The following is a 24,455-nucleotide window of genomic DNA, read 5'->3' as shown; positions in this document are numbered from 1 at the left end:
TAGAGTGATTATTATGCAAATAACTTTTAATGAAATGTTAAAAGCTATGGATGGAGAAGTTGTTGTACAAGGACAAGAAATTAAATTTAATAAGCTTTGTATTGATACAAGAAAAGTTAAAAAAGACGATGTATTTCTTGCAATTAAAGGCGCTAATTTTAATGGGAATGATTTTGCGTTAAAGGCGTTAGAGTTAGGAGCGTCTATAGTTATTGTTGATGAAATAAAATTTGCTATAGAAGATATTAATACAAATGGAACGATAATTAAGGTAAAGAACACAAGACAAGCACTATTAGATTTAGCAAAGTTTTATAGAAAAAAGTTAGGACTTAAAGTAATAGGAGTAACTGGTTCTACAGGGAAAACTTCTACTAAAGATTTAATAGCAGCTCTATTAAGTGATAAGTATAAGGTTTTTAAAACTAAGGGGAATTTTAATAATGATATAGGCTTACCATTAATGATATTAGAATTGACATGTGATTATGATGTGGCTGTTTTAGAGATGGGGATGAGTTCATTAGGTGAAATAGAATTACTTGCAGATGTTGCAAGACCTGATATTGCTGTTATAACTAATATAGGATTATCTCATATAGAAAATTTAAAAACTCAAGAAAATATATTGAAAGCTAAGATGGAAATAAGTGCTTTTTTTGATGAAAATAACGTTTTAATAATTAATGGAGAAGATGAATTTTTAAAGAATATTTCGGCAAAAAGTTTTAAAGTTAAAAAAATTGGCTATAATCATGAATATGATGTTTACGCATCTAATATTATATTAAGAGAAGAGGAAACAGAGTTTTTAGCTCATGCTTTTGGTGAAGAAGCTGTATTTACTCTACCAATGGCTGGAAAACACAACGTTTTAAACACAATGTTAGCTATTGAAGTTGCAGAGTGTCTAAATGTATCTTTTAAAGAAATGATTTTAGGATTAGATAATATTGAAGCGACATCAATGAGATTACAAGTGATAAAGAGAGAAGGACTTACTATAATTAATGATTGTTATAATGCAAGTCCAGATTCTATGAAATCTTCTTTAGATGTACTTTCTGCTTATAGAAATTGTAGAAGGGTTGCTATATTAGGAGATATGTATGAGCTTGGAGATGAAGCTAAAAGGGCGCATTTCGAAGTAGGTCAGTATGCAAAAGATAAAGTGGATCTATTAATTGTGATAGGTGAACACATAAATAACTTTAAAGATGGTTTTAAGAATGATAATATAATCATGTACAATACTAAAGAGGAATGCATAAAAGAATTAGAAAGTATTGTTAATAAAGATGACGTAGTATTAGTTAAAGCATCAAGAGGTGTTAAGCTAGAAGACGTTGTTAAAAAATTAGAAGAGGTTTAATTATACGAAGGAGGTGAACTGCTTTTTATAGCAGTAAAAGATGGGGGATAGTATTATGAACATATTACAAGGAGATATAACAAGAACATTAATCATTACATTTGTATTAGGGATTATTATAACTTTAATACTTGGACCAATTACAATTCCGTTATTAAAGAGATTAAAATTTGGTCAAAATATTAGAGAAGAAGGTCCTAAAAGTCACTTAAAGAAAGCTGGAACACCTACAATGGGTGGTGTGATGTTTATTTTATCAACTACAATTGTTATGCTGATTGTAAGTGGTAGCTTGACTGATAAAGGAATGGTTGCATTATATTCACTAATAGCATTTGGATTTATAGGATTTTTAGATGATATTTTAAAAATACTAAAAAAACAAAGTGAAGGATTAAAAGCTTGGCAAAAGATGGTTCTTTTATTAATAGTTTCAGGAGCATTTGCTTATTATAGCTATGTAAATTTACCACACAATATAGCAATACCTTTTACAAGTATGACTCTTCCTTTAGGTGTATTATATGTACCATTTGTTATTTTTGTTTATGCAGCTATGACAAATGCAGTAAACCTAACTGATGGATTAGATGGTTTAGCATCTACAGTATCAGTTTTAGTATTAACATTTTTTGCAGTATTAACATTTATATTAAAGGATTATTCATTAACTGTTTTTTCAGTAGCTTTAATAGCTGGATTACTAGGTTTCTTAAAATTTAATGCATATCCTGCAAAAGTGTTTATGGGAGATACAGGTTCGCTTGCGATTGGAGGAGCGATAACAACTATAGCAATTATAAGTGGAAATCCATTAATAATAGTTTTAGTTGGTGGAATTTATGTAATGGAAGCTTTATCAGTAATAATTCAAGTTACTTCATTTAAATTAACTGGTAAAAGAGTGTTTAAAATGGCTCCAATACATCATCACTTTGAACAATGTGGATGGAATGAAGTTAAAATAGTAACAGTATTTTCAATTATAACAGTACTTTTATGTATAATAGGTTTTTTTGCAATTTAGTAATTAAATTGGAGGAATGTCTATGAATTTAAATAGGCCCAAGGAAAATAAGAATATGGGGCAAATAGATTATGGAATTTTTTACACCCTGTGTATATTGCTATCTATAGGTGTTGTAATGGTATATTCCGCTAGCTCATTTTATGCTATGTTTCATAATAATGATAGTATGTATTTCTTTAAAAGACAGTTGGTTTGGGCAATTATTGGTGTAATTTCAATGATGGTAATGATGTCAATTGATTATCATAAGCTTAAAAAGGTTACACCAACATTACTTATATGTACAATTCCACTATTAATTGCGGTGTTCTTTTTCCCGGCAATTAATGGTGCAAAAAGATGGATTTCATTAGGACCATTATCTTTTCAACCATCAGAGCTAACAAAATATGCAGTTGTAATGTTTTTGGCTTTTAGTATTGATTTAAAAGGTGATAAGGTAAAAGATTTTTGGCATGGGTTAGTACCATATTTAGCTGTTGCAGGTTTTTTTGCAGCACTAATATTAGCTGAACATAATATGAGTATTGCGGCTATTATAATGATAGTTACATTTATAATGCTTTTTGTAGCTGGAGGAAAAATAAAACACCTTTTTGGAATTATTTTACCTGCACTATTTACATTAGCTATATTTTTTATATTTAGTTCGGATTACAGAAGAGAAAGAATGTTAAACTTTATAGATCCATGGAAAGATGCAGCAGATGCTGGATATCAATTAATACAATCATTTTTAGCTTTAGGCTCTGGGGGCTTAACAGGACTTGGATTAGGGCAATCGAGACAAAAAACTTTATATATGCCTGAGCCTCACAATGATTTTATTTTTTCTATAATAGGTGAAGAAGTAGGGTTAATAGGTTGCTTATTTATAATAGGATTGTTTTTGATATTTATATGGAGAGGAGTTAAAGTTGCTATGAATGCAAGAGATACTTATGGTAAATTATTAGCAATGGGTATAACTTCAATCATAGCAGTTCAAGCTATAATAAATATAGCAGTTGTAACTGGCTCTATGCCTGTTACTGGAGTACCAATGCCATTTATTAGTTATGGGGGTACGTCACTGGTAATCAATTTAACGGCAATGGGGATTTTACTTAATATTTCTAGGCAAGTTGAAAAGAAAATAGTATAATATAAGTTGGTAAGAGCTTCTAATTTTAGAGGCTCTTAAATTTTTATGTACAATAATCCGATAATAATATAAAATAATTATAAAAAATTACAAGTTTTATGGTAAAATTATAGTAAAAGATAGAAATTATAAGGGATAAGGTAAGTAATGAAAGACGCAAAAAAGTTTATAAAATCAAAAAAAAGAAAAAAGTTAATAAAAAAGGTAACTTTGATGACTATAGTAATAGTAGTAGCTTTATTTATCTTCTTTACTAAAGCACCAATTTTTAATATTAAATCTATTACCTTTAAGGGGAATGTTACTATAGCAAAAGAAGTTTTATATGGTGAAGTAGAGGATAGAATAGGGCTAAATATTTTTACTGTAAATCAGAAAAGCATAAAAGAAGAAATTTTAAAGAACAAATATGTTAGTTCTGTTAGTGTAAAAAGAAAGGGATTTAATGGATTAGTGATAGAAATAACTGAGGAAGCTCCAGTTTATTATATAAACGATGGAACAAAAATCTCTATTATTAATGAAAACTTAGATGTCATAGAAGAAGTTGATAATCTTGAAGGAAGAAATTTAGTTGAAATAAAGGGGTTAGATTTAAGTATAGTTAATGATGAAAGTCGTGTAGATGATGTTCACACATACAAGAATATTTTAGCCAATTTTTATCCTTTTATTTCTCAAAATAAAGAGGAAATTCATCTTTCAAGTTTAGATATAAGTAATATTGTAAACATAATTGGATATATAGGAGATATTGAAATATTCTTTGGTGATGATAGTGATTTATACAATAAAATGGAAAATGTCTATAGAATAATTCTAAATGATGGTATAAATATGAAAAAAGGATATATTAATGTTAGTATAAATGGTTCGCCAGTAATAAAGAATGAACCAGTTGAAGAAGATGAGGTAGAAAATAGTGAAGAAAGCCAAAGCATAGATGAAGTTGAACAGGATGTAATTATTGAGGGGTTAGAGTAGGAGGAGTAAAATGAATAGAGCAGTATCTCAGATTGTTGTAGCAGTTGTTTGCGCATTATTAGGTTTTTTGCTAACTTATCAATTTAAGGAATTAAATTCAAGTAATAGTGCTAATATTGATTACAATAGTTCGGATATTTTATCGGAAATAGAAAACTTAAAAAAGGAAAAAGAAGATTTGCAAAAAAATAATGAAATACTTTCAGAGGAATTGAAACAATTAGAAGATGCAGCAGCTAAAGAAGGGGAAGTTGAAGGGGAAATTAAAAAGCAACTGGATAATGCAAGAATGCAACTTGGATTATTAGATGTAAAAGGTCCGGGATTAATTGTTACTTTAGCTTTAAAAAACTCAGTATTTGGAACTAATGGAACTCAAAATGTAAACACTATTAGTGAAGAGGAAATTGTAAATTTAATTAATTCTTTATGGTATGCAGGAGCAGAAGCAATTTCTATAAATGAAATGAGAATTACACCACAAACAGGTATAAAGACTGCGGGTAGCTCAATTTCTATAGGTTCTGCTGGGAGAATTGATCCTAATAGTGAAATTATCATAAAAGCCATTGGAGATAAAAATAAATTAAATTTGGCTGTTAACTTTCCTGGGGTATTGGATTATGGAGCATTAAAAAGTTATAGTAGTGATGTTAAACAAAGTGATGATATAACGATAGTAAAAACCACTCAATCATTAAGATATGAGTATATAAAACCGGTACAATAAGGGGGGAATTTTATGATAGCATTTATAGGTTTATTATTAGGCGTATTTTTAGGATTGATTTTTGATGTAAATATACCAGAAAATTTTTCTCCTTATATGTCAGTTGCAATTTTAGCATGTTTAGATTCAGTATTTGGAGCTTTTAGGGCATCATTAAATAATAATTTCAAACCAGATATATTTATTTCAGGTTTTTTTGGAAATGCTTTACTTGCTGCAGGATTAGCATATTTAGGAGATAAACTAGGTATTCCAATATATATTGCAGCAGTAATAGTATTTGGTGGTAGAATATTTGACAACTTTGGATCAATTAGAAGAATTTTATTAGAAAAGTTTAAAAATAAACAAAGAGGTGATTAGGTGATAAAAAATACAAGCAAATTTTTTATTTTACTAGCCTCGATTTTAATAGGTTTTTTAATTGTAGTTAATGTAGGTAAGAATAGTATTAATGGATTCTTTAGTATGAACTCAATTGAGTATAAGGATGCAATAGAGGAAAGAAATAAGCTATATGATGAGATAACAGCATTAAGTGAGGACAATTATGAGTTAATTAAAAGAATAGCATTGCTTGATGTAGATGATGATGGAAATAGTGAAAAAGTAGTGGAGCACATGCAAGAACAATTAGATATATATACTTTGCTTTCAGGAGTAGACTCAACAAAAGGAGCAGGGATTATATTGACAATTAATGATGGAGATTATAATATTCATACGGATTCTCAAGATGAAGTAAATAGAAGGACGTTACATTCAGCAGATGCAGCATTAGTATTAAATGAATTAAGAACTGCAGGGGCAGAAGCTATAGCAATAAATAATTATAGAGTATTAAATACAACTGGTGTTGTATGTGCATGGGCATTTATAAGATTTGAGGAAAATGGTAATGATATGGAGGGGGCGCCTTTCAAATTTTATGCAATAGGAGATCCAGATCAACTAGAAGCAGCATTATTAGCAGAAGGTAGTCATATCAATGAATTATTAATAAGAAAATTAAAAATTACTATTGATAAATATGATGAAGTGGAATTACCAAGTGCAATTAAATCAATTTCACCCAAATTTATGGAAAGAGCGGATAATTAAATTAAAAAAAGTATTAAAAATTATAAAGAAAAATGTTATAATTATATGGTAGTATAGAAGGGAATTTTATACTTTTGAAGAATATAAATGTATGGAAGATATTATGCTCTTTCAAGGGAGGGATAAATATTAGTATTGCAGAGAAAAGTATGGCAATTTTAAATGAAATACCTAAGGAAGTTACTTTAATAGCCGTATCCAAAACTAAACCTGTAGAAATGATAATGGAATGTTATAATATTGGTCAACGAGATTTTGGGGAAAATAAGGTTCAAGATTTAATTGCAAAAAAAGAAGTATTACCTAAGGATATAAGATGGCATTTTATAGGTAAATTACAAACAAATAAGGTGAAGTATTTAGTAAATAATGTTCACTTAATACATTCTTTATCTAGTATAAAGTTATTAGAAAAAATCGAAAGTGAATTTGGAAAAAATGATTTATCTGCAGATGTACTTATTCAAATAAATATTGGAAGAGAAGAAAGTAAAAGTGGTATTTATGAAGAAGAGCTTGAAGAGATGATTAAAGCTGTTGAAAGTTGCAATCATGTTAAAGTAAAAGGCCTTATGGTTATAATACCGAAAGGTACTGATGAAGAAAATAGATATTATTTTAATAAAACTAAAAAAATATTTGATAACTTAAAGGATAGAAAATTTAAAAATATATCTATGCAAGTTTTATCAATGGGAATGACAAATGATTATAAAATTGCAATCCAAGAAGGAGCTACAATGATAAGAGTTGGTTCTGGAATATTTGGATTAAGAGAAAAGTAGGAGGATGGAGTAAATGAGTATGTTTGAAAAGTTTAAAGAAATAATAGGTGGCGGAGATTATGATGAAGAATTCGATGATATAGAAGAAGTTGAAGAAGAGGAAGAAGTTGAAGAAGTTGAACCAATAATTTCAAAGCAAAGAGGTAATAAGGTTGTTAATATTCATAATTCGGCATCAGCTAAAGTTATGGTTGTTAAACCTGCTTCTTATGATGAGGCTAGAGAAATTTCAGAAGCAATAAAAAATAGAAAAATTGTAGTTGTTAATACTACAGCTATGGAAACTAAAACTGCACAAAGATTAGTTGATTTTATTAGTGGTGCTTGTTGTGTATTAGGAGCTCAACTTCAAGAAGTTGAACAAAGAGTATATTTGCTTTCACCATCTAATGTTGAAGTTAGTAATGAATTAAGAACTGAAATAAGCTCAAAAGCACTTTTCAATTGGAACAAGTAGGAGGTGATTCCAATAGGAATCATAGGTAGTTTTTTATATTTACTATTTTCAGTTTTGAATATAACAATTTTAGCAGAGGTAATTTTATCATATATACCTAGTATTACTGAAAGTAATTTCTATAGAATTTTAATTTCATTGAATTATCCTATATTAGAACCTTTTAGAAGAATTCAGGAAAAGTTTTTTGGAAATATGATGATTGATTTTGCACCTCTGATGGCAATTGTTGTATTAAATTTAATTAGTGGGATGTTGTTATAATAATGATTTCTAAAGAAGATATTTTAAAAAGTTTTTTAAAAGAAGATACTGAAGATGTTTTAAAGGTTTATGAATGTATGAATTTAGCATATAGCAAGGGGATTCCGACTTTTACTAAATTCTTTTGTAAACCTAATGTATGGATTTTCTTTATTAATAAATTTAATTCGAATAATTTTAAAGTAGAAGCTAAAGGCGCCTTTGATGAATGTGATAGAAGAATACTAGCTTTTAATAATATTTATGATATTCCTATGCCTTATAGGATTATAAAAGTTATTAATAAATCTAAATTTAATAATTTATGTCATAAAGATTATTTAGGTGCTATTATGGCTTTAGGACTAGAAAGAGAAAAATTAGGTGATTTAAGAGTAATTGATGATTTTGCAATAGTTCCTATTTATGATGAAGTTGCTGATTATGTTATAAGTGAATTAAATAGTGTAGGAAGGGCTCCTGTAATTGTTGAAGAAATACATGAGGATAATTTACCTAAGTGCAATTATGTAGAGGAAGTTATAATAGTTTCATCTCTTAGATTAGATAGTATAGTTGCAAAACTTGCTAAATTATCAAGAGGAAAAGCAATTGATTTAATTGATAGTGGGAAAGTGTTAGTTGATTATTCTAAGAGTTCACAAAAGAGTAAAGATATAAAAACTAACCAAAGAATTACTATTGGAGGAACAGGAAAATTCATAATAGGGGAAATTATAGGAAGCACAAAAAGTGGAAAATATAAAGTTAAAATAAACAAATTTGTATAGAAGAGGTGGATGGAATGAAATTAACTCCTATGGATATAAACAACAAAGAATTTAAAAAGGGAATAAGAGGATATTCAGTTGAAGAAGTAGATGAGTTCTTAGATGAGGTTGTTGAAAACTATGAGGAAGTATATAAAGAAAATTCTAGATTAAAGGAAAGCTTAAGCAGAGTTAATGAGAAACTAGAACATTATGAAAAATTAGAAGTTACAATACAAAACACGCTTTTATTAGCTCAAAATGCAGCTGATCAAGCTAAAGAAAGTTCTGAAAAGCAGGCTGAATTAATAATTGGAAATGCAAATGAAACAGCACAAAGAATTTTAGATAAAGCTCACGGTGATGTTATTGCAATTAACGATGAGTATGAAAGAGTTAAGCAAGAGTTTATAAAGTTTAGAGCTAAGTTTAGAGGGTTTATGAATACTCAGCTTCAAACTTTCGATGAATTAGAAAAAGATTTAACAAAGAATTATAATGTTGCTCAACCTATAGACAAGTATGAGCTTCATGAAAAAGAAGCTGAAACTTTTACTAATGAAGAAAAAGAAGAATTTAATGTGGAAGATCTTAATGATGATATAAATGAGGTTAAGAGCTTCTATGCTAATAACTAATACATATAGGAGACCGATATTCGGTCTCCTTTAGTTAATTTATTAATTATTATTTTAAGTTAAGAATTTGCTTTATAATTCATACTACTATTGAGTAACATAAGTTTATATATTATAATGTCTTAAGAATACTAATAGACGGAGTAAAAATATATGGAAAATTTGAATTATTTAATTAGTAATGAAGAACAAGGGCAAAGAATAGATAAATATTTATCATTAATGATAGAAGGAAAGTCTAGATCATTCATTCAAGGCTTAATTGACGATAAAAAAGTTATGGCCAATGGAAAGGTTATAAAAAGTAACTATAAGTTAAAAAATAATGATGAGATTACTGTAGAAATGCCAGATCCAATAGAACTAAATGTTGAACCAGAAGAAATGGATTTAGATATTATTTATGAAGATGAAGATGTTATAATAGTTAACAAGTCTAAAGGGGTTGTTGTTCATCCTGCACCAGGTAATTATACTGGTACCTTAGTTAATGGGATATTACATCATTGTAGCGATTTATCAGGAATTAACGGGGTAATAAGACCAGGTATCGTACATAGAATTGATAAAGATACATCAGGAATACTTATTATAGCTAAAAATGATGAAGCTCATAACAAATTAGCAGTTCAATTTAAAGACCATTCTATTAAGAGAGAATATTATGCTTTAGTAGAAGGAAAGTTTAGTAATACTACAGGAACTATTAATAAGCCACTAGGACGAGATAAAAAAGAGAGAATAAAAATGGCTATTAATGAAGAGGGTAAAAGAGCAGTTACTCACTATGAGGTCTTAGAACAATATGATAAAGGTTTATCATTAGTAAAATGCACACTAGAAACTGGGAGAACACATCAAATCAGGGTTCATATGGCTTCAATAGGGCATCCATTAGTTGGTGATTTAGTATATGGATATAAAAGACAAAAGTTTAATGTAGAAGGTCAAGTATTACATGCTAAAACTTTAGGCTTTATTCATCCAAGAACTAATGAATATATGGAATTTACATCAGAGCTGCCAGAGTATTTTAAAGAATTAATAAATAAATTGAATTCTTAAATTAATAGAGAAAATTTTAATTCTAAATTAGAGATGAAATTTAATATCTGAAAATATATAAAGTAAGGAGTTATTTTTATGAAATTAAAGGCAAATTTATTAGATGCAAATGCAGTTAGAAGAAGTTTAATTAGAATTTCTCATGAAATAATTGAAAAAAATAAGGGTGTAGAAGATATAGTATTAATCGGTATAAAGAGAAGAGGATATCCTTTAGCTAAGAGAATTGCTGAAAATATTGAAAAAATAGAAGGAGTATCTGTGGAAGTTGGATATGTTGATATAAGTCTTTATAGAGATGACATAACTGAAGTTACAGAAGCGCCTAAAATAAACTCTGTCGACTTAGGAGTTGAAGTAAAAGGAAAAAAAGTAATATTAGTTGATGATGTTTTATTTACTTGTAGAACTGTAAGAGCAGCTATAGAGGCTATAATTGATGGTGGTAGACCATTATCAATTCAATTAGCTGTACTAATCGATAGAGGACACAAGGAATTGCCAATAAGAGCAGATTATGTAGGGAAAAACATACCAACATCAAAAACTGAAATAGTAGCAGTTGAAATAAACGAAATAGATGGAGAAGATTCGGTTAAAATATATGAATCTTAAAAGGAGACATAAATAATGGAATATAATTTAGTAGCAACAACAACTTTTGGGCTGGAAGGAATAACGGCAAAAGAGTTAAAGGCATTAGGATATGAAGATTTAACAGTTGAAAATGGAAAAGTTCATTTTGAAGGAGATGAAATGGATATTGCAATAGCTAATGTTCATTTAAGAACTGCAGATAGAATTTTTATTAAAATGGCAGAATTTGAAGCAAGAAGCTTTGAAGAATTATTCCAAGGAACTAAAGCTGTAAAATGGAGTGATATTATACCTGTAGATGGTGTTATGCACGTTGTAGGTAAATCGGTTAAATCTACACTTTTTAGTGTTCCAGATTGTCAATCAATTGTTAAAAAAGCTATAGTAACAAGTATGAGCGAAGCATATGGAGTATCTCATTTTTCTGAAGATGGGCCAGTTTATAAGATAGAAGTATCAATTTTAAAGGATGTTGTAACTTTATCTATTGATACAAGTGGTGTAGGACTTCACAAAAGAGGTTATAGAGAAGAGGCTGGTATAGCTCCATTAAAGGAAACATTAGCAGCTGCATTAGTTTTAATATCAAGATGGAAAGAAGATTATACTTTAGTTGATCCATTTTGTGGTTCAGGAACTATTTTAATAGAAGCAGCAATGATAATGCAAAATATAGCACCTGGTTTATTTAGAAACTTCGTAGCAGAAACTTGGCCAACAATTGGTTCAGAGGTATTTGAACAAGTAAAAGAAGGTGCAGAAAGATCTATTAAGAACAAAGATATAAAATTAATAGGTTATGATATAGATGGAAGAATGCTTAAGATTGCTAGAAGCAATTCTCAAAAAGCTGGAGTTGCTAAATATATTGAATTCCAAAAGAGAGATTTCAAACAATTCTCAAGTAGTGATAAAAATGCATTTATTATTACAAATCCTCCATATGGTGAAAGATTAGGAGAGAAAAAAGAGGTAGAAGAGCTTTATAAGTATTTAGGGATGAATAAGAGAAAGCTTGATACATGGGATTTCAACATTTTAACTTCTTACGAAGGTTTTGAAGTGCCGTTTGGTAGAAAGGCAACAAAAAATAGAAAGCTTTATAATGGTAAATTAAAATGTTACTACTATCAATACTTTGATAATGAGAAAATAAAAAATAACGGAGATATGGTTGTAAACCATATTTAGGGTAAGTAGTAGTTAGGAATTAGAAGTTAAGGAATTAAAAAGGTGAAATTGCAAAGCAATTTCACCTTTTTTCAATTTATTTTTTATCTAAATTTAAATTGTTAATTTCGGAAGGATCAACAGTCATTGTATAGTTTGTATGATATATAACCATTCCAGGTTTAGCACCATTAGGCTTTTTTAAATTTTTTACTAATGTATAATCAACATCTACTTTTGAAGAGTCTTTTGCTTTACTGTAATATGCAGCTAAAGTTGCAGCTTCTACTAAAGTATTATCAGGAACGTCATTAGAACAAACAATTACATGTGAGCCAGGAATATTTTTAGTATGAAGCCACATGTGATTTTTATTTGCAAACTTTAATGACAAATTATCATTTTGAAGATTATTTTTACCAACGAAAATATCAATTCCATCTGAAGAAATATAATGAAGAGGCTTTGATGGTTTTGCTTTTTTGTTATTTTTACCATTAGTTTTTCTCTTTCTTACATAACCAGTTGAAATAAGTTCTTCTTTAATATCATCAATTTCAGTATAACTTTCACAATTTTCAATATTAGTTAGTACTGAGTTAAGATATTGTAATTCATCACTATTTTTTTCTAATTGTTCAATGGCTGATTCTTCAGATTTTTTTAGTTTATTATATTTTTTATAATAGCTTTGAACATTTTCAGATGGTGTTTTGTTTTCATCAAGTGGTATAGTTACCTCTTCGCCTTTCTCACTAAAGAAATTAACAGTAGTAAAAGAATTGTCACCTTTTTTTATACTATAAATATAAGATGTTAATAAATCACCTTTTATTTTGAAATCTTCTTTATCATTACATTTTTCTAAGACAGAGTTTAATTTATTTTCTTTCTTTAAACATCTGTCAATATTAGTAGTTACTAATTTTTGAAGATTTACTGAACGTCCTTTAATTCTTTCTTGCTTATCTTTTTCTAAATAGTATTTATCCATCAATTCATGAATATTATTAAATACTTGCGGTGTAAAATTATCCTCAAGTTGATCTAATGGAAGCATATAAAAGTCTACGTAATTACCATCTTTATCTTTATATATAGTAAATACTTCATTTTCTATTAAGTCTTCTAAGAATTTAGATAAAAATACACTTACATTTTCAATAGAAAAATTATTGTAATTTTTGGCATATTCCATAAATAAATGCTCAGATAATGGTTTACTAATACCAGTAAAGCAAGAAACAAAGAAATTTTTGCTAAAAGTTATAGAATTGTTATTCACAAACTCTTGCAAAGTGGTATTATTATAAGAGAAAGGATTAATTTTAGTTGATTTTGGGGGAAGTTTGTAAGCTATTCCCGGATACAAAACCCTAAAACTATTCATTGAAGGAGAAATATGTTTTATACATTCCATAATTTTATTATCTCTTTCTCTTACTAAAGTAATATTACTATGTCTGCCCATTATTTCAATTATTAATGTGTAGACACTATTAAAGCCAAGTTCATCAGATGATTCAATAAGGAATTTTACAATTCTATCACCTTCAAGTTGGACAATATCAATTATTTTACCACCGATTAAATATTTTCTAAGAACCATAGTAAACATAGGAGCCTGCAAAGGGTTAGCTTTTACAACTTCTGTTAAGTTAAACCTTGGATATTTTGGTGAAGCAGATACTAAAAGTTTAAGATTCTTTCTTTCTTTTCGTAAAGTTATTATAATTTCATCTTTTTCAGGCTGATTAATTTTATCAATTTTAGAATTTAATATTGATTTTTTTAAATCTTCAACTAAACTATATAAGTAGATACCGTCTATTGCCATAAATTTCATCCTTTCTTTAGTATTAATTAAAGTAAGTATATCATTATTTTTTGTAATAGTAAAACGGTTAAATAAAGGAGGCAGATATTATGAAGTTTACAAAAATGCATGGAACAGGGAACGATTTTATATTTTTATTAGATTTAGATAATAAGTATATTGGACAAGAGGAAAGTTTAGCAAAAAAACTTTGTCATAGAAGATTTGGTATAGGAGCAGATGGAATAGTTCTTGTAAGAAAATCTGATATTGCTGATATAAAAATGGTAATAATAAATAGTGATGGTTCATGGGCAAATATGTGTGGAAATGCTATAAGATGCTTTGGAAAATATGTTTATGAAAGAAATATTGTATCAAAAGATTTAATATCTGTTGAAACTGGAGATGGAGTTAAAAAGCTAAATCTTACAATAAATAATAGCACTGTAGATGGTGTTAAAGTATATATGGGTGAAATATCTTTTGATGGTTCATTAGTACCATTAAAGAATAAATCACAATTAATAAATGAAGAAATAAATGTTAACGATAAAAAGTATAATGCATCAGCTCTTTTAGTAGGTGTACCACATACTGTAATATTTGTAGATGATGAAAACTATGATGTTAGTGAAGGTAAATATATTGAAAAGTTTGAACTTTTTGAAGAAGGAACAAATGTAAATTTCGTTAAAGTTGTAGATGATGAAAATATAATAGTAAGAACATGGGAAAGAGGTGCTGGAGCAACTTATTCTTGTGGAACAGGATGTTCAGCATCAGTTGTTGTTTGCAATAAATTAAATTTAACAAAAGAAAAAGTAAATGTAAAAGTACCAGGAGGTGAGTTAAGAATAGAAATAGAAGGCAATTCAATTTATATGATTGGAGATGCAAACTTTATTTGTGATGGAATAGTGTATTAAAAATGAGGAAAAATAAATGACTAAAAAAATATATATAAAATTATTAGTAGTATTTCAAGTTGTAGTATTAGGCTTTATACTTGTTGGTTGTAATAAAAACGAAGAAGAGAATAAAGAAGGCATTATAATAAATAAAGGTTCATTTGTTGATGAAGGAAATGATTATGAAACATTCAATATGAATGATGAAGGTAAATATGAACTAATTGACACGGAAGATAAGATAATTAATAACTACAATTTATCATCTCATACTTATACTTTCTTTAAGGATAATAGTTTTTATATTAATTATAATTCAGAAGATATTAAGATTGATCATGATAATATTGTAAGCTTAAAAATATCGCCAGATGGAAATTATGTTTTTTATTTTATTAATGATGAATATCTTATTCCAGCAGTTATGAGGCTTAATGATAAAAAAGAAATTTTGTTAGAAAATAATGCTGTTATTTCTGGTCAGTTTATTGATTGGATTACTGATAAAAAGTTAGCTTTTTATGGAGTAGATACAGAAAACAAAATATCAGGGATATTTACATATGATATTGAAAGTAAGTCCGAAGAAAATCTTTATAAAATTAATAATGGATTTGTAAAGTTTTTAAAGCATATTAAAGATGGAGTTGCTCTTGTAGAAGAACATTATGAAGAAAGTACAATGCTTAAGATTGTTAATATCGATGGGACTGTAAGTGAAGTTTCTGATGAAGTTATAGATGTTAATGATATTGAAGAGGTTAATGGAAGTATATATTTGTTAGGAAGAGTTAAAGATAATAATTTTTCCATTTATGAAATTAGCAATGATGAAGTGAAAAGACTTGTATTTGATTTTCCAAATGCACTACATGTAGAAAAAGGATTATCAGTTAATGATAATGGAGAAATTTTATTTGTAGGTGGAGATGGAAGAAGTAAAAATGAACATCTTTATAAATATGCAGAAGGAACAGTTACTTTGGTGGATGATAGTCTTAAAACCTGTGATTTTATAAATATTGATTAAATAAGAATTTAGAGTTATTCTAAATTCTTATTTTTTTGTACAAAATCACAAAATATTTGTTTAAATAAACAAAGAGAAGAATTTTATGTATATAAAAAAGATTAGTGGTGAGTTTTATAAAGGATGAAAGAAACAATATATAATAATTTATTAAAAAGTATTAATATTACAACGGCTAGAAAAATTAATGAACAAAAAGCTAGATTACTTAAAGCAATACCATTTAAAGAAAATGAAAAGGAGGTTTATGTTTATTGTAGTGAAGTTAATGAAAAGATTGAAGATGATATGCTTTTCATATTTAGGAAAAAAGTTATCATAACACTAATTAAAGAGGAAGAAATTCTATATCTTATTAAAATAGCATATTTAGGTCAAAAAAAAGAAGCATATGACATTATTATTAAAGAAGCTATTGAATTTAATGTATCTGATATACATTATGAGCCATATAAGGATAAGGTAGTAGTTAGATTTAGAATAGATGGGTTATTGAGACCTATGTATATTTTTAATAAAGAAGAATATCAATTAATTCTATCAAAAATAAAGCTAAATTCTAATATGGATATAACAGAAAAGAGAAAGCCTCAGGATGGGAAAATTTCATTTGAGTACAATAAGAAAAGTTATGATTTAAGAATTAGTACAATGCCAGCTATTTTTGGTGAAAAGGTTGTAATAAGGATACTATATGGAAATGTATTTAATTATTCAATAGATAAGCTCAATTTAACTTCTGAACAAAAAGACAAGTTAAAATATATTATGAAGGTTAATTCAGGGCTTACTATTGTTAATGGGCCTACAGGTTCAGGTAAATCAACAACTTTATATAGTATATTGCAGGAATTGAATAAAGATCAAGTTAATATATCAAGTTTAGAGGACCCTATAGAGGCGATTATCCCAGGAATAAATCAAATGAATTTAAATAAAACTTTAAATATTGGCTTTGCAGAAGGCTTAAGATGCTTCTTAAGACAGGATCCTGATATTATTATGATGGGAGAAATAAGAGATGAGGAGACAGCAGAAATGAGTGTTAGGGCAGCATTAACAGGGCATAAAGTTTATTCTACAATACATACACGTGACCCAAGAGAAGTTTATTTTAGACTTGAAGATATGAAGGTTGAGAAATATTTAATAAGGGATTCATTAGTTGGAATAGTATCTCAAAGGCTTATTAGATTATTATGTGATAATTGTAAAACTATAATTGATGAAAAAGATATTGATGGAGAAGTAATTAAGATTTATGAAAAATGTGGATGTAATGAATGTAATTTTACTGGATATAAAGGACGTTCATTAGTTGCGGCAGTACATGTTATTGATAATGATATGAAAGAAAAAATAAAAAATATAAATAATGATAATAATCTACTTTCGAATTCAGAAATGGTTAAAAATTTAAAGACTTTATTAATTAATGGAAATATTTCATTGCGAGATTATGAAAACTTCATTGAAGTGGAGGGGTTAAGCTTTGAATATGAAAAATAAAGTAAGTTATAAAGATTTAGCATTAATTGCAGGTAATATTTCTAAGTTATATGAAGAAGGTATTCAGTTATTAAATATATTTACATTATTAGATGAGTTACCACTAAAGAAAGAGTATAAGACTCTTCTTAAAGAAATGGAAATCATAATAAGAGATGGAGGAACCTTAAGAAAAGCTTTTAGTAAAGGGGAAGGCTTAATACCAATATTTTTTGTTTCTATGGTTGGAATAGGAGAAAGAACTGGGAGAATTGTTTATGTGTTGAAGGGATTGGAGATGTATTACAATAAGCTACAATATATAAACAAAACAATTATAAGCTCAATAACATATCCTTCAATTTTAATGATTGCCCTAATAATATTAGGATTCTTTGTTTTATTTTTCTTTATTCCGAGTATGGCTAATATTTATGGTGCTATGGGGAAAGACATACCTGATATTTATTTAAATATAATTTTTATGAAAAAATTTATTTTTAGAAATCCAATTTTAATATTAATTCAAGTAGTAATTTGGGGAGTAATTGTACCAATATTTATATTTAATACTTTTCTTAGAAAGACTTTTTATTACTGTATAGGGAAGATTCCTGTTTATAATTTGTTTAATGAATATATGACTATTGTTCTTATGTCGGTAGTTATTAATAGTGGTATTAATATTGCAATAGGCTTGGAATACTGTTGTGAGGGTGAGTTAAATGAAAAGATAACTAAAGTGCTAAGAAAGATAAATGCTGATATAAAAGGTGGAAAAGTATTATCTGAATCTATGAATGAAACAATGATGTTTTCTAAATATACATTAGCGCATATAAAATTGGGAGAAGAATGCGGTGCTTTAGATAAAAGGCTTCTTATACTTGAAAATGAAATATTTAATAATTTAAGTGATAAAATTACTAAAATAACAGTGTTGATTCAGCCAGCATTAATATTAATTATAGGGATAATTATATTAACTTTTGTTATGAAATTTGTAGTTCCTCTCTTAGATATTGTTTTAATTTGAGGGGATTATATGAAAAAAGGTTATACATTAATAGAATTAATAATTGTTATAGCAATTATTTCACTGTTATTATTACCAACTATAAATATAGCTAATTCTATAAAAAATACAATGAATAGAGCTGAAGCAGTTAGTTTTTGTAATGAACTAAGTAATATTATAAGTTATGGAAAGTTCTATTGTATGAAAAATAGTAGTTATGGTGAGATTGAAGTTAATAAGAGTGTTGGAATGGTTAGTTTTAAGGATAAAAAGCAAGGTGGAAAAATAATAAAAAGTATATATTTAAATGATAAATATAAATTTTCAACTGTATATATTTTGAAAATTAATAATTTAGGTCATATAGATTCTGATACTATTCAAATTTTAGATAGTGACGGTAATGTTTATAAAGTAGCAATAGCAACTGGGGTTGATACAGTAAATATATATGAGGGTAAATAGATGAGGAGTAAAAAAAGAGGTAATACAATAATAGAAATTATTGTTGCAGTTAATATTATATTGATGATGTTTTTGATTGTTGCTATGTTAATTGCAAGTAATAGAGCTAATTATTATAAAAGGGGGAGGTTGGAAGAAGGAAGTAGAATAGTATACTGTATCATGCAAGAAATAAAATATAATATGTCAATTGATGAAATAATGGGTGAAAAGGAAGTAGAATATATTTCACTAAAATATGATGAGGAATTTTTAAAAAATTTAACTATTAAATCACTAATGAGTATGGAGTCTGGAAGTGATATAGTTATTTCTATAAATAAAAAAAGTGATAATGAAGAAGTTTTAGAGGTCAAAATAAAATTTTATATTGAAAACGATATTGATATATTAGAAAAAAGCTTTTTAAAGTATCAATGGATGGAGTATTATGAATAAAAATAAAAGAGGTTATACATTAATTGAAAGTATCATAGTAATTGCAATTATATTTATTTTGGGTGGAATAACTATAGTCTTATCTTTTGAAGGGATAAAAGATTATTATGTTAGTTTATATAATTGTTATTATGAAGACAGATTTGATAATGCTTTATTAAATATAGAATCTTTATGTAATAGTGCAGCAATTGTATCTATAGAAATAAATAGCAGCTTTAGTGATATATATTCAAGTGAGATAAATGGAAATAATATAGTAGTTAAATTTAAAGAAACAAATGATAATCAAAAAACTAAGATAATTCATTTAAGTAATGGGAAATTAATGATGAAAACTATAAGCTATGAAAGTGGAATAGTTAAGACTGGTAATAACACCATAATAGATAAAGTTAATGATTTTACAGTTATAAAAAAGGGAAAGCTTATTTATTACTGCATAAGTACAGAAAACTCAGGAGTAAGAATAAGATGTATATAGTTAAAAAACAGGGAGCTATAATGTTAGAAGTATTAGTTTTACTAAATGTATTAATAGTATTAATAGTTTTAAGTAGCAAAACAATAGTTGCAAATAGCAGTAAGTATTCATTATATGAAATACGTGAAGATATTTTAACATTAACAAATGAAGAAAATAAATTACTAAAAGAAGTTAAGGAACTTATATTAAATGATCAGGAAATATTAAGTAAATTCAAAAGCTACAAAGAGGATAATAGTGTAAACTATGAATATGAATTTAGCGAAAATAAAAATATTAAACTTATAGTGGTTAATGGAAATTGCTTTTTGAATGAAGTCAAAAGTAACACAGAATTTATTAGAAAAGTAGATTGTATTTTTATAGAAAGTGAAGAAAATATAGATATTATTTTTGTTCCAAGATTATATAAAACCTTTATTTAAAAAATAAGGAGAAGTTATGAAGGATATTGTAATTGCTAATAAAAATAAATATATCCACAAAGGAAAATTATATGATGATATATCTATTAAAAAGATAATAGATAAAGAAGTAGATTTATATATAATAGAAGAAAATTTATTGATAAAAGCTTATGATGGAATAAAAAATGTAAAGGAAAATGTTATTTGTGACATAATTAATGATGAATATGGTTTTGAACATAATGTTTTAATGCATTATGAATATGATAAAAAAAGAAAAAAACTATTTTTATATTCAATTGGGGATGTTGAAAGAATACAGTTTTTATGTGAGGGATTAAGTGAGATAACTATTTTGCCTATACAATTTTATATTAGAGAAATAACGATGAAAAAATTTAAAAAACTATCACAGTATATAGTTTTAGCGGAAATAAGAGAATATATGTATTATTTAGAAATTATAAATAATTTAATTACAAAAAGTACTGTAAATAGTAAAGAAGATTTTGTTAAAAATTTCAACTACAAAGATGTTAATGAAGGAAAAACTTTTGTTATAGATAAAAATATAGATAATGTACTTATAGAGGGATTTAAGGAAAAGAATAATCTTATAAGAATGGATATTGGAGATAAAATTCATGAAAAAATATTTGAGGTATAAAAATTTTCTTCCTTTAAATTATATAGAAAAAAAGAAGCTTAAAGAAAATAAAGAAAATAAAAAAGGATATCAAGCATTAATATTACTTAATTTAATGTTATTAAGTTTTAACTTACAACCTTTATTTAGGGAAGAAGTGAAAAGTGATAATAATTATGAAGTAAAGGATACTTATATTAAACCAGAAGAGGTTAGTAAGTGGTTAAAGTTATATGATAATAAAATTGTAGAATTACATGTAGAAAATGATGAAGCTGACATAACTTATAAAATAGATGAAGATATTAATTATTTAGAACATAAGGGTGTTGTAATAAAAAAGATAACAAACAAAGAGGATTTAAAGGTTGTGAAAATTTTTTATGAATAAATTTAAATTATATATGCATGATAATAAAGAAAGTATAATAATTTTACTTACGTTTTTTCAGATTTTATTTTTATTATTTTATAGTACAATCAAAAAGGAAGAAACTATTAAAGAAATGCCGGTTGTTATAGTAAAAGATAATTTGCTTTATAGCGATGTTTTTAACGAATTGAAAAATATAAAAAATATTAATATTTTAGAAATGGAAGAAAGAGATGAAAAGTGGAATCTTAAAATAGAGATTAGTGGTAATGCAGAAAATATAGTTGAAGTGTTAGATAAACTAGAATATTTTGATATAAAATCTTATAATATCACTGGAAAAGATGGAGTTTTATTAGCAAATTTGGAGTTATATAGATAATTTGATTAAAATTTTAGATGTTCTTTCGTAAATAATTGCATTTCTTTAGTAATTTTGATAGAATGTTTTTGTTGTGTCATTAAACAACAAAATAAGTTATGACTATTTGTAATTAATAAAGGTCATAATAACAATGAATTCAAGTTATTTGGAGGGAATTTTTTTATGATATCAGCAGGAGATTTAAGAAAAGGTACAACTTTTGAGTATGAAGGACAAGTGTATACAGTTATAGACTTCCTACACGTTAAACCAGGTAAGGGAGCTGCTTTCGTTAGAACTAAGCTAAGAAATGTTATTTCTGGTGGAGTTACAGATACAACTTTCAATCCAACAACTAAATTACAAGAAGCTGTAATTGAAAGAAAAGAAATGCAATACCTTTATTCTGATGGAGAGTTATACTACTTCATGGATCAAGAAACTTATGAGCAAATTCCATTAAACTACGAAAAAGTAGAAGATGCTATAAAGTTCATAAAGGAAAATATGTTTGCTGTAATTAAGTTCTACAAAGGTGATGCATTCTCAGTTGAAGCACCAAACTTTGTTGAATTATTAATCACTCAAGCAGATCCAGGAATAAAAGGAAACACAGCTACAAACGCTATGAAACCAGCTACATTAGAAACTGGAGCTGTTGTTAACGTACCAATGTTCGTTAATGAAGGGGATACTATCAGAGTTGATACTAGAACTGGCGAATACATGGAAAGAGTTTAATATTTAAAAGTAAATGCTAGGTTTAAAAACTTAGCATTTGTTTTATTTAAAAAAAGCAAAAATGGGTATAATTAGTAATGGTAAAAGTATTTCTTCGAAGGAAGTGAAAGTATGAAAAATATAAATAATAAGATAAATAGTCTTAAAGAAAAAATTCAAGATATCAAAGAAGAACAGTATAAAGAGTTATTTGATTCTGTAAGTGATATTTTAAGTGATTTATCTTCTAAGGTTGAGGAAATATCATTAAAGCAAGATTACTTAGAAGAGAATATTGAGTATATTGATAATGATTTAACAGATATACAAGATGAACTTTTTGAAGAGGTTTCATTTGATGACTTAAATTCTATTGAAGATGAATATGTAGAGATTAAATGTGAAAATTGTGATAAACCACTTTTTGTTGAGCAACAAGCTTTAAATAGCAATTCTTATATTCCTTGTCCATTCTGTGGGGGAAAGGCAAGAGAGTGATAAATAATTATTTTATACATATTAAGGTAAATCGTAAGATTAAAGCATAGACTAATGCAATAAATTTGCAATAGTCTATGCTTTTTTTGAATTTAAAAGCATTTATATGAGAATAACTCAATATATTTTAAATAGAGAGTTATTTTACATAGTATTAAAATTTGTAATTTATATAGATATAAAATAAATATTTTACATATTTTTTTATAGTATGAATAATTATCTATTATGTGAAATAAAAATTAAAGAGAAAGATAATTAAGGAAGTGAGTTTATGGAATATGATGAGATTTACAAAATACTTCCCAAAGATATTGGTAATATAGTAAAGCAATACTTACAAGAAGATGCAGTACAAGAAATACGAATTAAAAGTGGAAAGCCAGTAATACTAAATTTATCATATGGAGAAAAGGTACTTGATTATAGGACAACTAGTGAAGATCTTAAGTTTATGATGGCTAAAGTATCTAATTACTCTTTATATGCATTTGAAGAGGAAATAAAGCAAGGGTATATTACTTTAAAGGGTGGACATAGAGTTGGATTGGCAGGAGAGTGTGTTATATCGAATGGAGAAGTTAGAACTATAAAAAATATTTCATCATTAAATATAAGGATTTGTAGAGAAGTAATAGGTTCCTCTAATAAAGTAATGAGTTTAATAACCAAAAATAACAGAGTATATAATACGTTAATTGTGTCACCGCCTAAGTGTGGAAAAACAACAATCTTAAGAGACATAGCAAAGAATATATCAAATGGAATGTACAAGATAAATTTAGCTGGTAAAAAAGTAACTATTGTAGATGAAAGAAGTGAAATAGCAGCTTGTTATAATGGTGTACCACAAATGAACGTGGGGATAAGAACAGATATATTAGATAATTGTTTAAAGAAGTCAGGGATGATTATGGCAATAAGAAGTTTATCACCAGAAGTTTTAATTTGTGATGAAATTGGAACAAGAGGAGATTTAGAGGCTTTAAATATGGCATTTAATTCTGGTGTAAATGTAATAGTAACAGTTCATGGATATGATATTACTGATGTTTATGGAAGGGCAGTATTTAAGGATTTAATTGATAATTGTATATTAGAGCGGATTATATTACTAAGCAATCGGAAGGGAGCTGGAACTATAGAGAAAGTATATAAGGTCAGTAGAGAAAGGGGATTACAATGCTTAGAAGTATAATGATATTTTTAATGTTTCTAATATGTACCTTTATAGGCTATTTTATAGGAGAAAATTACAAAAGGAGAAGTGTTCATTTAAAGGAAATGCAAAAGGCGTTATTACTATTAAATAATGAAATATTATATTCCAATACACCATTACCAAATGCTTTGTTTGAAATTGGAAATAAAGTTTCAGAGCCTATTTCTTTTATATTTATTGAAATGGCTTCGGTATTAGAAGAAGGAGATATTAATAGTGTATACGAAAGCTTTGAAAACGCTTATGAAAAAAATAAAGATAACATAAGTTTAAATAAAGATGATTATAAAATTATAAATGATTTGTTTAAGACATTAGGTAATAGTGGAGTAATGGGTCAGGAAAGAATTTTCAACTTAGCTTTAGATAATATAGATATTAATTATAAGGAAGCTAAAAAGTTAGAAAAAGAAAATATTAAATTATATAGAACATTGGGGTTATCTATAGGTGCTATGTTAGCAATATTTTTTATCTAAAAGGGGA

31 protein-coding genes are annotated in these 24,455 nt (G+C 27.0%); 30 read left to right on the top strand and 1 reads right to left on the bottom strand.

Annotated features, from left to right (window positions below; translation table 11 throughout):
- Positions 1–13 precede the first annotated feature (13 nt).
- The 15 genes from murF (at position 14) to I4V63_RS01855 (ending at position 12,107) form a co-directional block, all read left to right on the top strand.
- Entirely contained in the window at positions 14–1,372 is a 1,359-nt protein-coding gene (gene murF / locus I4V63_RS01925; protein ID WP_195999621.1) for a UDP-N-acetylmuramoyl-tripeptide--D-alanyl-D-alanine ligase, read from the top strand.
- A gap of 40 nt (positions 1,373–1,412) precedes the next feature.
- Positions 1,413–2,399, top strand: a complete 987-nt coding sequence (mraY, locus tag I4V63_RS01920; RefSeq protein WP_195999620.1) for a phospho-N-acetylmuramoyl-pentapeptide-transferase — start codon at positions 1,413–1,415, stop codon at positions 2,397–2,399.
- 22 nt (positions 2,400–2,421) lie between these two features.
- A complete protein-coding gene (gene spoVE, locus I4V63_RS01915; protein ID WP_195999619.1) occupies positions 2,422–3,546 on the top strand; it encodes a stage V sporulation protein E in 1,125 nt (374 codons plus the stop codon).
- Positions 3,547–3,693: 147 nt separating this feature from the next.
- Positions 3,694–4,530 carry an FtsQ-type POTRA domain-containing protein gene (locus I4V63_RS01910; protein ID WP_195999618.1) on the top strand — a complete coding sequence of 279 codons (837 nt, stop codon included), beginning with the start codon at positions 3,694–3,696 and terminating at the stop codon, positions 4,528–4,530.
- A gap of 10 nt (positions 4,531–4,540) precedes the next feature.
- Positions 4,541–5,260, top strand: a complete 720-nt coding sequence (locus I4V63_RS01905) for a DUF881 domain-containing protein (protein ID WP_195999617.1) — start codon at positions 4,541–4,543, stop codon at positions 5,258–5,260.
- A 12-nt stretch (positions 5,261–5,272) separates the two neighbouring features.
- Positions 5,273–5,623 carry a small basic family protein gene (locus tag I4V63_RS01900; RefSeq protein WP_195999616.1) on the top strand — a complete coding sequence of 117 codons (351 nt, stop codon included), beginning with the start codon at positions 5,273–5,275 and terminating at the stop codon, positions 5,621–5,623.
- Positions 5,624–6,361, top strand: coding sequence for a DUF881 domain-containing protein (locus I4V63_RS01895; protein WP_195999615.1), 738 nt, complete (start codon positions 5,624–5,626; stop codon positions 6,359–6,361).
- Positions 6,362–6,510: 149 nt separating this feature from the next.
- Positions 6,511–7,146, top strand: coding sequence for a YggS family pyridoxal phosphate-dependent enzyme (locus I4V63_RS01890; protein ID WP_195999614.1), 636 nt, complete (start codon positions 6,511–6,513; stop codon positions 7,144–7,146).
- Positions 7,147–7,159: 13 nt separating this feature from the next.
- Complete coding sequence (gene sepF / locus I4V63_RS01885; protein ID WP_195999613.1) at positions 7,160–7,603, top strand: cell division protein SepF; 444 nt, start codon at positions 7,160–7,162, stop codon at positions 7,601–7,603.
- 3 nt (positions 7,604–7,606) lie between these two features.
- Positions 7,607–7,867, top strand: coding sequence for a YggT family protein (locus tag I4V63_RS01880; RefSeq protein ID WP_195955238.1), 261 nt, complete (start codon positions 7,607–7,609; stop codon positions 7,865–7,867).
- Positions 7,868–7,869: 2 nt separating this feature from the next.
- A complete protein-coding gene (locus I4V63_RS01875) occupies positions 7,870–8,637 on the top strand; it encodes a YlmH/Sll1252 family protein (RefSeq protein ID WP_195999612.1) in 768 nt (255 codons plus the stop codon).
- A 14-nt stretch (positions 8,638–8,651) separates the two neighbouring features.
- A complete protein-coding gene (locus I4V63_RS01870) occupies positions 8,652–9,254 on the top strand; it encodes a DivIVA domain-containing protein (protein WP_195999611.1) in 603 nt (200 codons plus the stop codon).
- Positions 9,255–9,407: 153 nt separating this feature from the next.
- Positions 9,408–10,319, top strand: coding sequence for an RluA family pseudouridine synthase (locus I4V63_RS01865; RefSeq protein ID WP_195999610.1), 912 nt, complete (start codon positions 9,408–9,410; stop codon positions 10,317–10,319).
- Positions 10,320–10,397: 78 nt separating this feature from the next.
- Entirely contained in the window at positions 10,398–10,934 is a 537-nt protein-coding gene (gene pyrR, locus I4V63_RS01860; RefSeq protein ID WP_195999609.1) for a bifunctional pyr operon transcriptional regulator/uracil phosphoribosyltransferase PyrR, read from the top strand.
- Between the two features lie 15 nt (positions 10,935–10,949).
- A complete protein-coding gene (locus I4V63_RS01855) occupies positions 10,950–12,107 on the top strand; it encodes a class I SAM-dependent RNA methyltransferase (RefSeq protein ID WP_195999608.1) in 1,158 nt (385 codons plus the stop codon).
- 76 nt (positions 12,108–12,183) lie between these two features.
- On the opposite strand, the gene I4V63_RS01850 is transcribed toward I4V63_RS01855, so the two are convergent.
- On the bottom strand, positions 12,184–13,923 hold the full coding sequence (locus I4V63_RS01850; protein WP_195999607.1) for an NFACT RNA binding domain-containing protein: 1,740 nt from the start codon (positions 13,921–13,923) through the stop codon (positions 12,184–12,186).
- Between the two features lie 89 nt (positions 13,924–14,012).
- Here I4V63_RS01850 and dapF point away from each other — a divergent pair, with 89 nt between their 5' ends.
- The 15 genes from dapF to spoIIIAB all read left to right on the top strand — a co-directional run bounded on the left by dapF (position 14,013) and on the right by spoIIIAB (position 24,448).
- Positions 14,013–14,831, top strand: coding sequence for a diaminopimelate epimerase (gene dapF / locus I4V63_RS01845; RefSeq protein ID WP_195999606.1), 819 nt, complete (start codon positions 14,013–14,015; stop codon positions 14,829–14,831).
- Between the two features lie 16 nt (positions 14,832–14,847).
- Positions 14,848–15,843, top strand: coding sequence for a hypothetical protein (locus I4V63_RS01840; RefSeq protein WP_195999605.1), 996 nt, complete (start codon positions 14,848–14,850; stop codon positions 15,841–15,843).
- A 123-nt stretch (positions 15,844–15,966) separates the two neighbouring features.
- Complete coding sequence (locus I4V63_RS01835) at positions 15,967–17,352, top strand: GspE/PulE family protein (RefSeq protein WP_195999604.1); 1,386 nt, start codon at positions 15,967–15,969, stop codon at positions 17,350–17,352.
- A complete protein-coding gene (locus I4V63_RS01830; protein ID WP_243280432.1) occupies positions 17,342–18,367 on the top strand; it encodes a type II secretion system F family protein in 1,026 nt (341 codons plus the stop codon). The genes I4V63_RS01835 and I4V63_RS01830 overlap by 11 nt, the downstream gene beginning before the upstream one ends.
- A gap of 9 nt (positions 18,368–18,376) precedes the next feature.
- A complete protein-coding gene (locus I4V63_RS01825; protein WP_195999602.1) occupies positions 18,377–18,814 on the top strand; it encodes a prepilin-type N-terminal cleavage/methylation domain-containing protein in 438 nt (145 codons plus the stop codon).
- Positions 18,815–19,252 (top strand): hypothetical protein, encoded by a 438-nt coding sequence (locus I4V63_RS01820; RefSeq protein ID WP_195999601.1) that lies wholly within the window; start codon positions 18,815–18,817, stop codon positions 19,250–19,252.
- Positions 19,245–19,736 carry a prepilin-type N-terminal cleavage/methylation domain-containing protein gene (locus I4V63_RS01815; RefSeq protein ID WP_195999600.1) on the top strand — a complete coding sequence of 164 codons (492 nt, stop codon included), beginning with the start codon at positions 19,245–19,247 and terminating at the stop codon, positions 19,734–19,736. Before I4V63_RS01820 ends, I4V63_RS01815 begins: the two co-directional genes overlap by 8 nt.
- Positions 19,727–20,164 (top strand): hypothetical protein, encoded by a 438-nt coding sequence (locus tag I4V63_RS01810; protein WP_195999599.1) that lies wholly within the window; start codon positions 19,727–19,729, stop codon positions 20,162–20,164. The genes I4V63_RS01815 and I4V63_RS01810 overlap by 10 nt, the downstream gene beginning before the upstream one ends.
- A gap of 16 nt (positions 20,165–20,180) precedes the next feature.
- Positions 20,181–20,813 carry a hypothetical protein gene (locus I4V63_RS01805; protein WP_195999598.1) on the top strand — a complete coding sequence of 211 codons (633 nt, stop codon included), beginning with the start codon at positions 20,181–20,183 and terminating at the stop codon, positions 20,811–20,813.
- On the top strand, positions 20,791–21,183 hold the full coding sequence (locus I4V63_RS01800) for a hypothetical protein (protein ID WP_195999597.1): 393 nt from the start codon (positions 20,791–20,793) through the stop codon (positions 21,181–21,183). Before I4V63_RS01805 ends, I4V63_RS01800 begins: the two co-directional genes overlap by 23 nt.
- Positions 21,176–21,547 carry a hypothetical protein gene (locus tag I4V63_RS01795; protein ID WP_195999596.1) on the top strand — a complete coding sequence of 124 codons (372 nt, stop codon included), beginning with the start codon at positions 21,176–21,178 and terminating at the stop codon, positions 21,545–21,547. Before I4V63_RS01800 ends, I4V63_RS01795 begins: the two co-directional genes overlap by 8 nt.
- 165 nt (positions 21,548–21,712) lie before the next feature.
- Positions 21,713–22,270, top strand: coding sequence for an elongation factor P (gene efp, locus I4V63_RS01790; protein ID WP_195999595.1), 558 nt, complete (start codon positions 21,713–21,715; stop codon positions 22,268–22,270).
- Between the two features lie 111 nt (positions 22,271–22,381).
- Positions 22,382–22,747 carry a CD1247 N-terminal domain-containing protein gene (locus tag I4V63_RS01785; protein ID WP_195999594.1) on the top strand — a complete coding sequence of 122 codons (366 nt, stop codon included), beginning with the start codon at positions 22,382–22,384 and terminating at the stop codon, positions 22,745–22,747.
- A 274-nt stretch (positions 22,748–23,021) separates the two neighbouring features.
- Positions 23,022–23,945, top strand: coding sequence for a stage III sporulation protein AA (gene spoIIIAA / locus I4V63_RS01780; protein WP_195999593.1), 924 nt, complete (start codon positions 23,022–23,024; stop codon positions 23,943–23,945).
- Positions 23,930–24,448, top strand: a complete 519-nt coding sequence (gene spoIIIAB, locus I4V63_RS01775) for a stage III sporulation protein SpoIIIAB (protein ID WP_195999592.1) — start codon at positions 23,930–23,932, stop codon at positions 24,446–24,448. The genes spoIIIAA and spoIIIAB overlap by 16 nt, the downstream gene beginning before the upstream one ends.
- Positions 24,449–24,455: the final 7 nt, after the last annotated feature.

Origin of the sequence: Clostridium sp. 1001271B_151109_B4, assembly GCF_015670405.1 — a bacterium.
Lineage (GTDB): Bacteria > Bacillota > Clostridia > Clostridiales > Clostridiaceae > Clostridium.
This window is presented reverse-complemented; position numbering and strand designations above follow the sequence as displayed.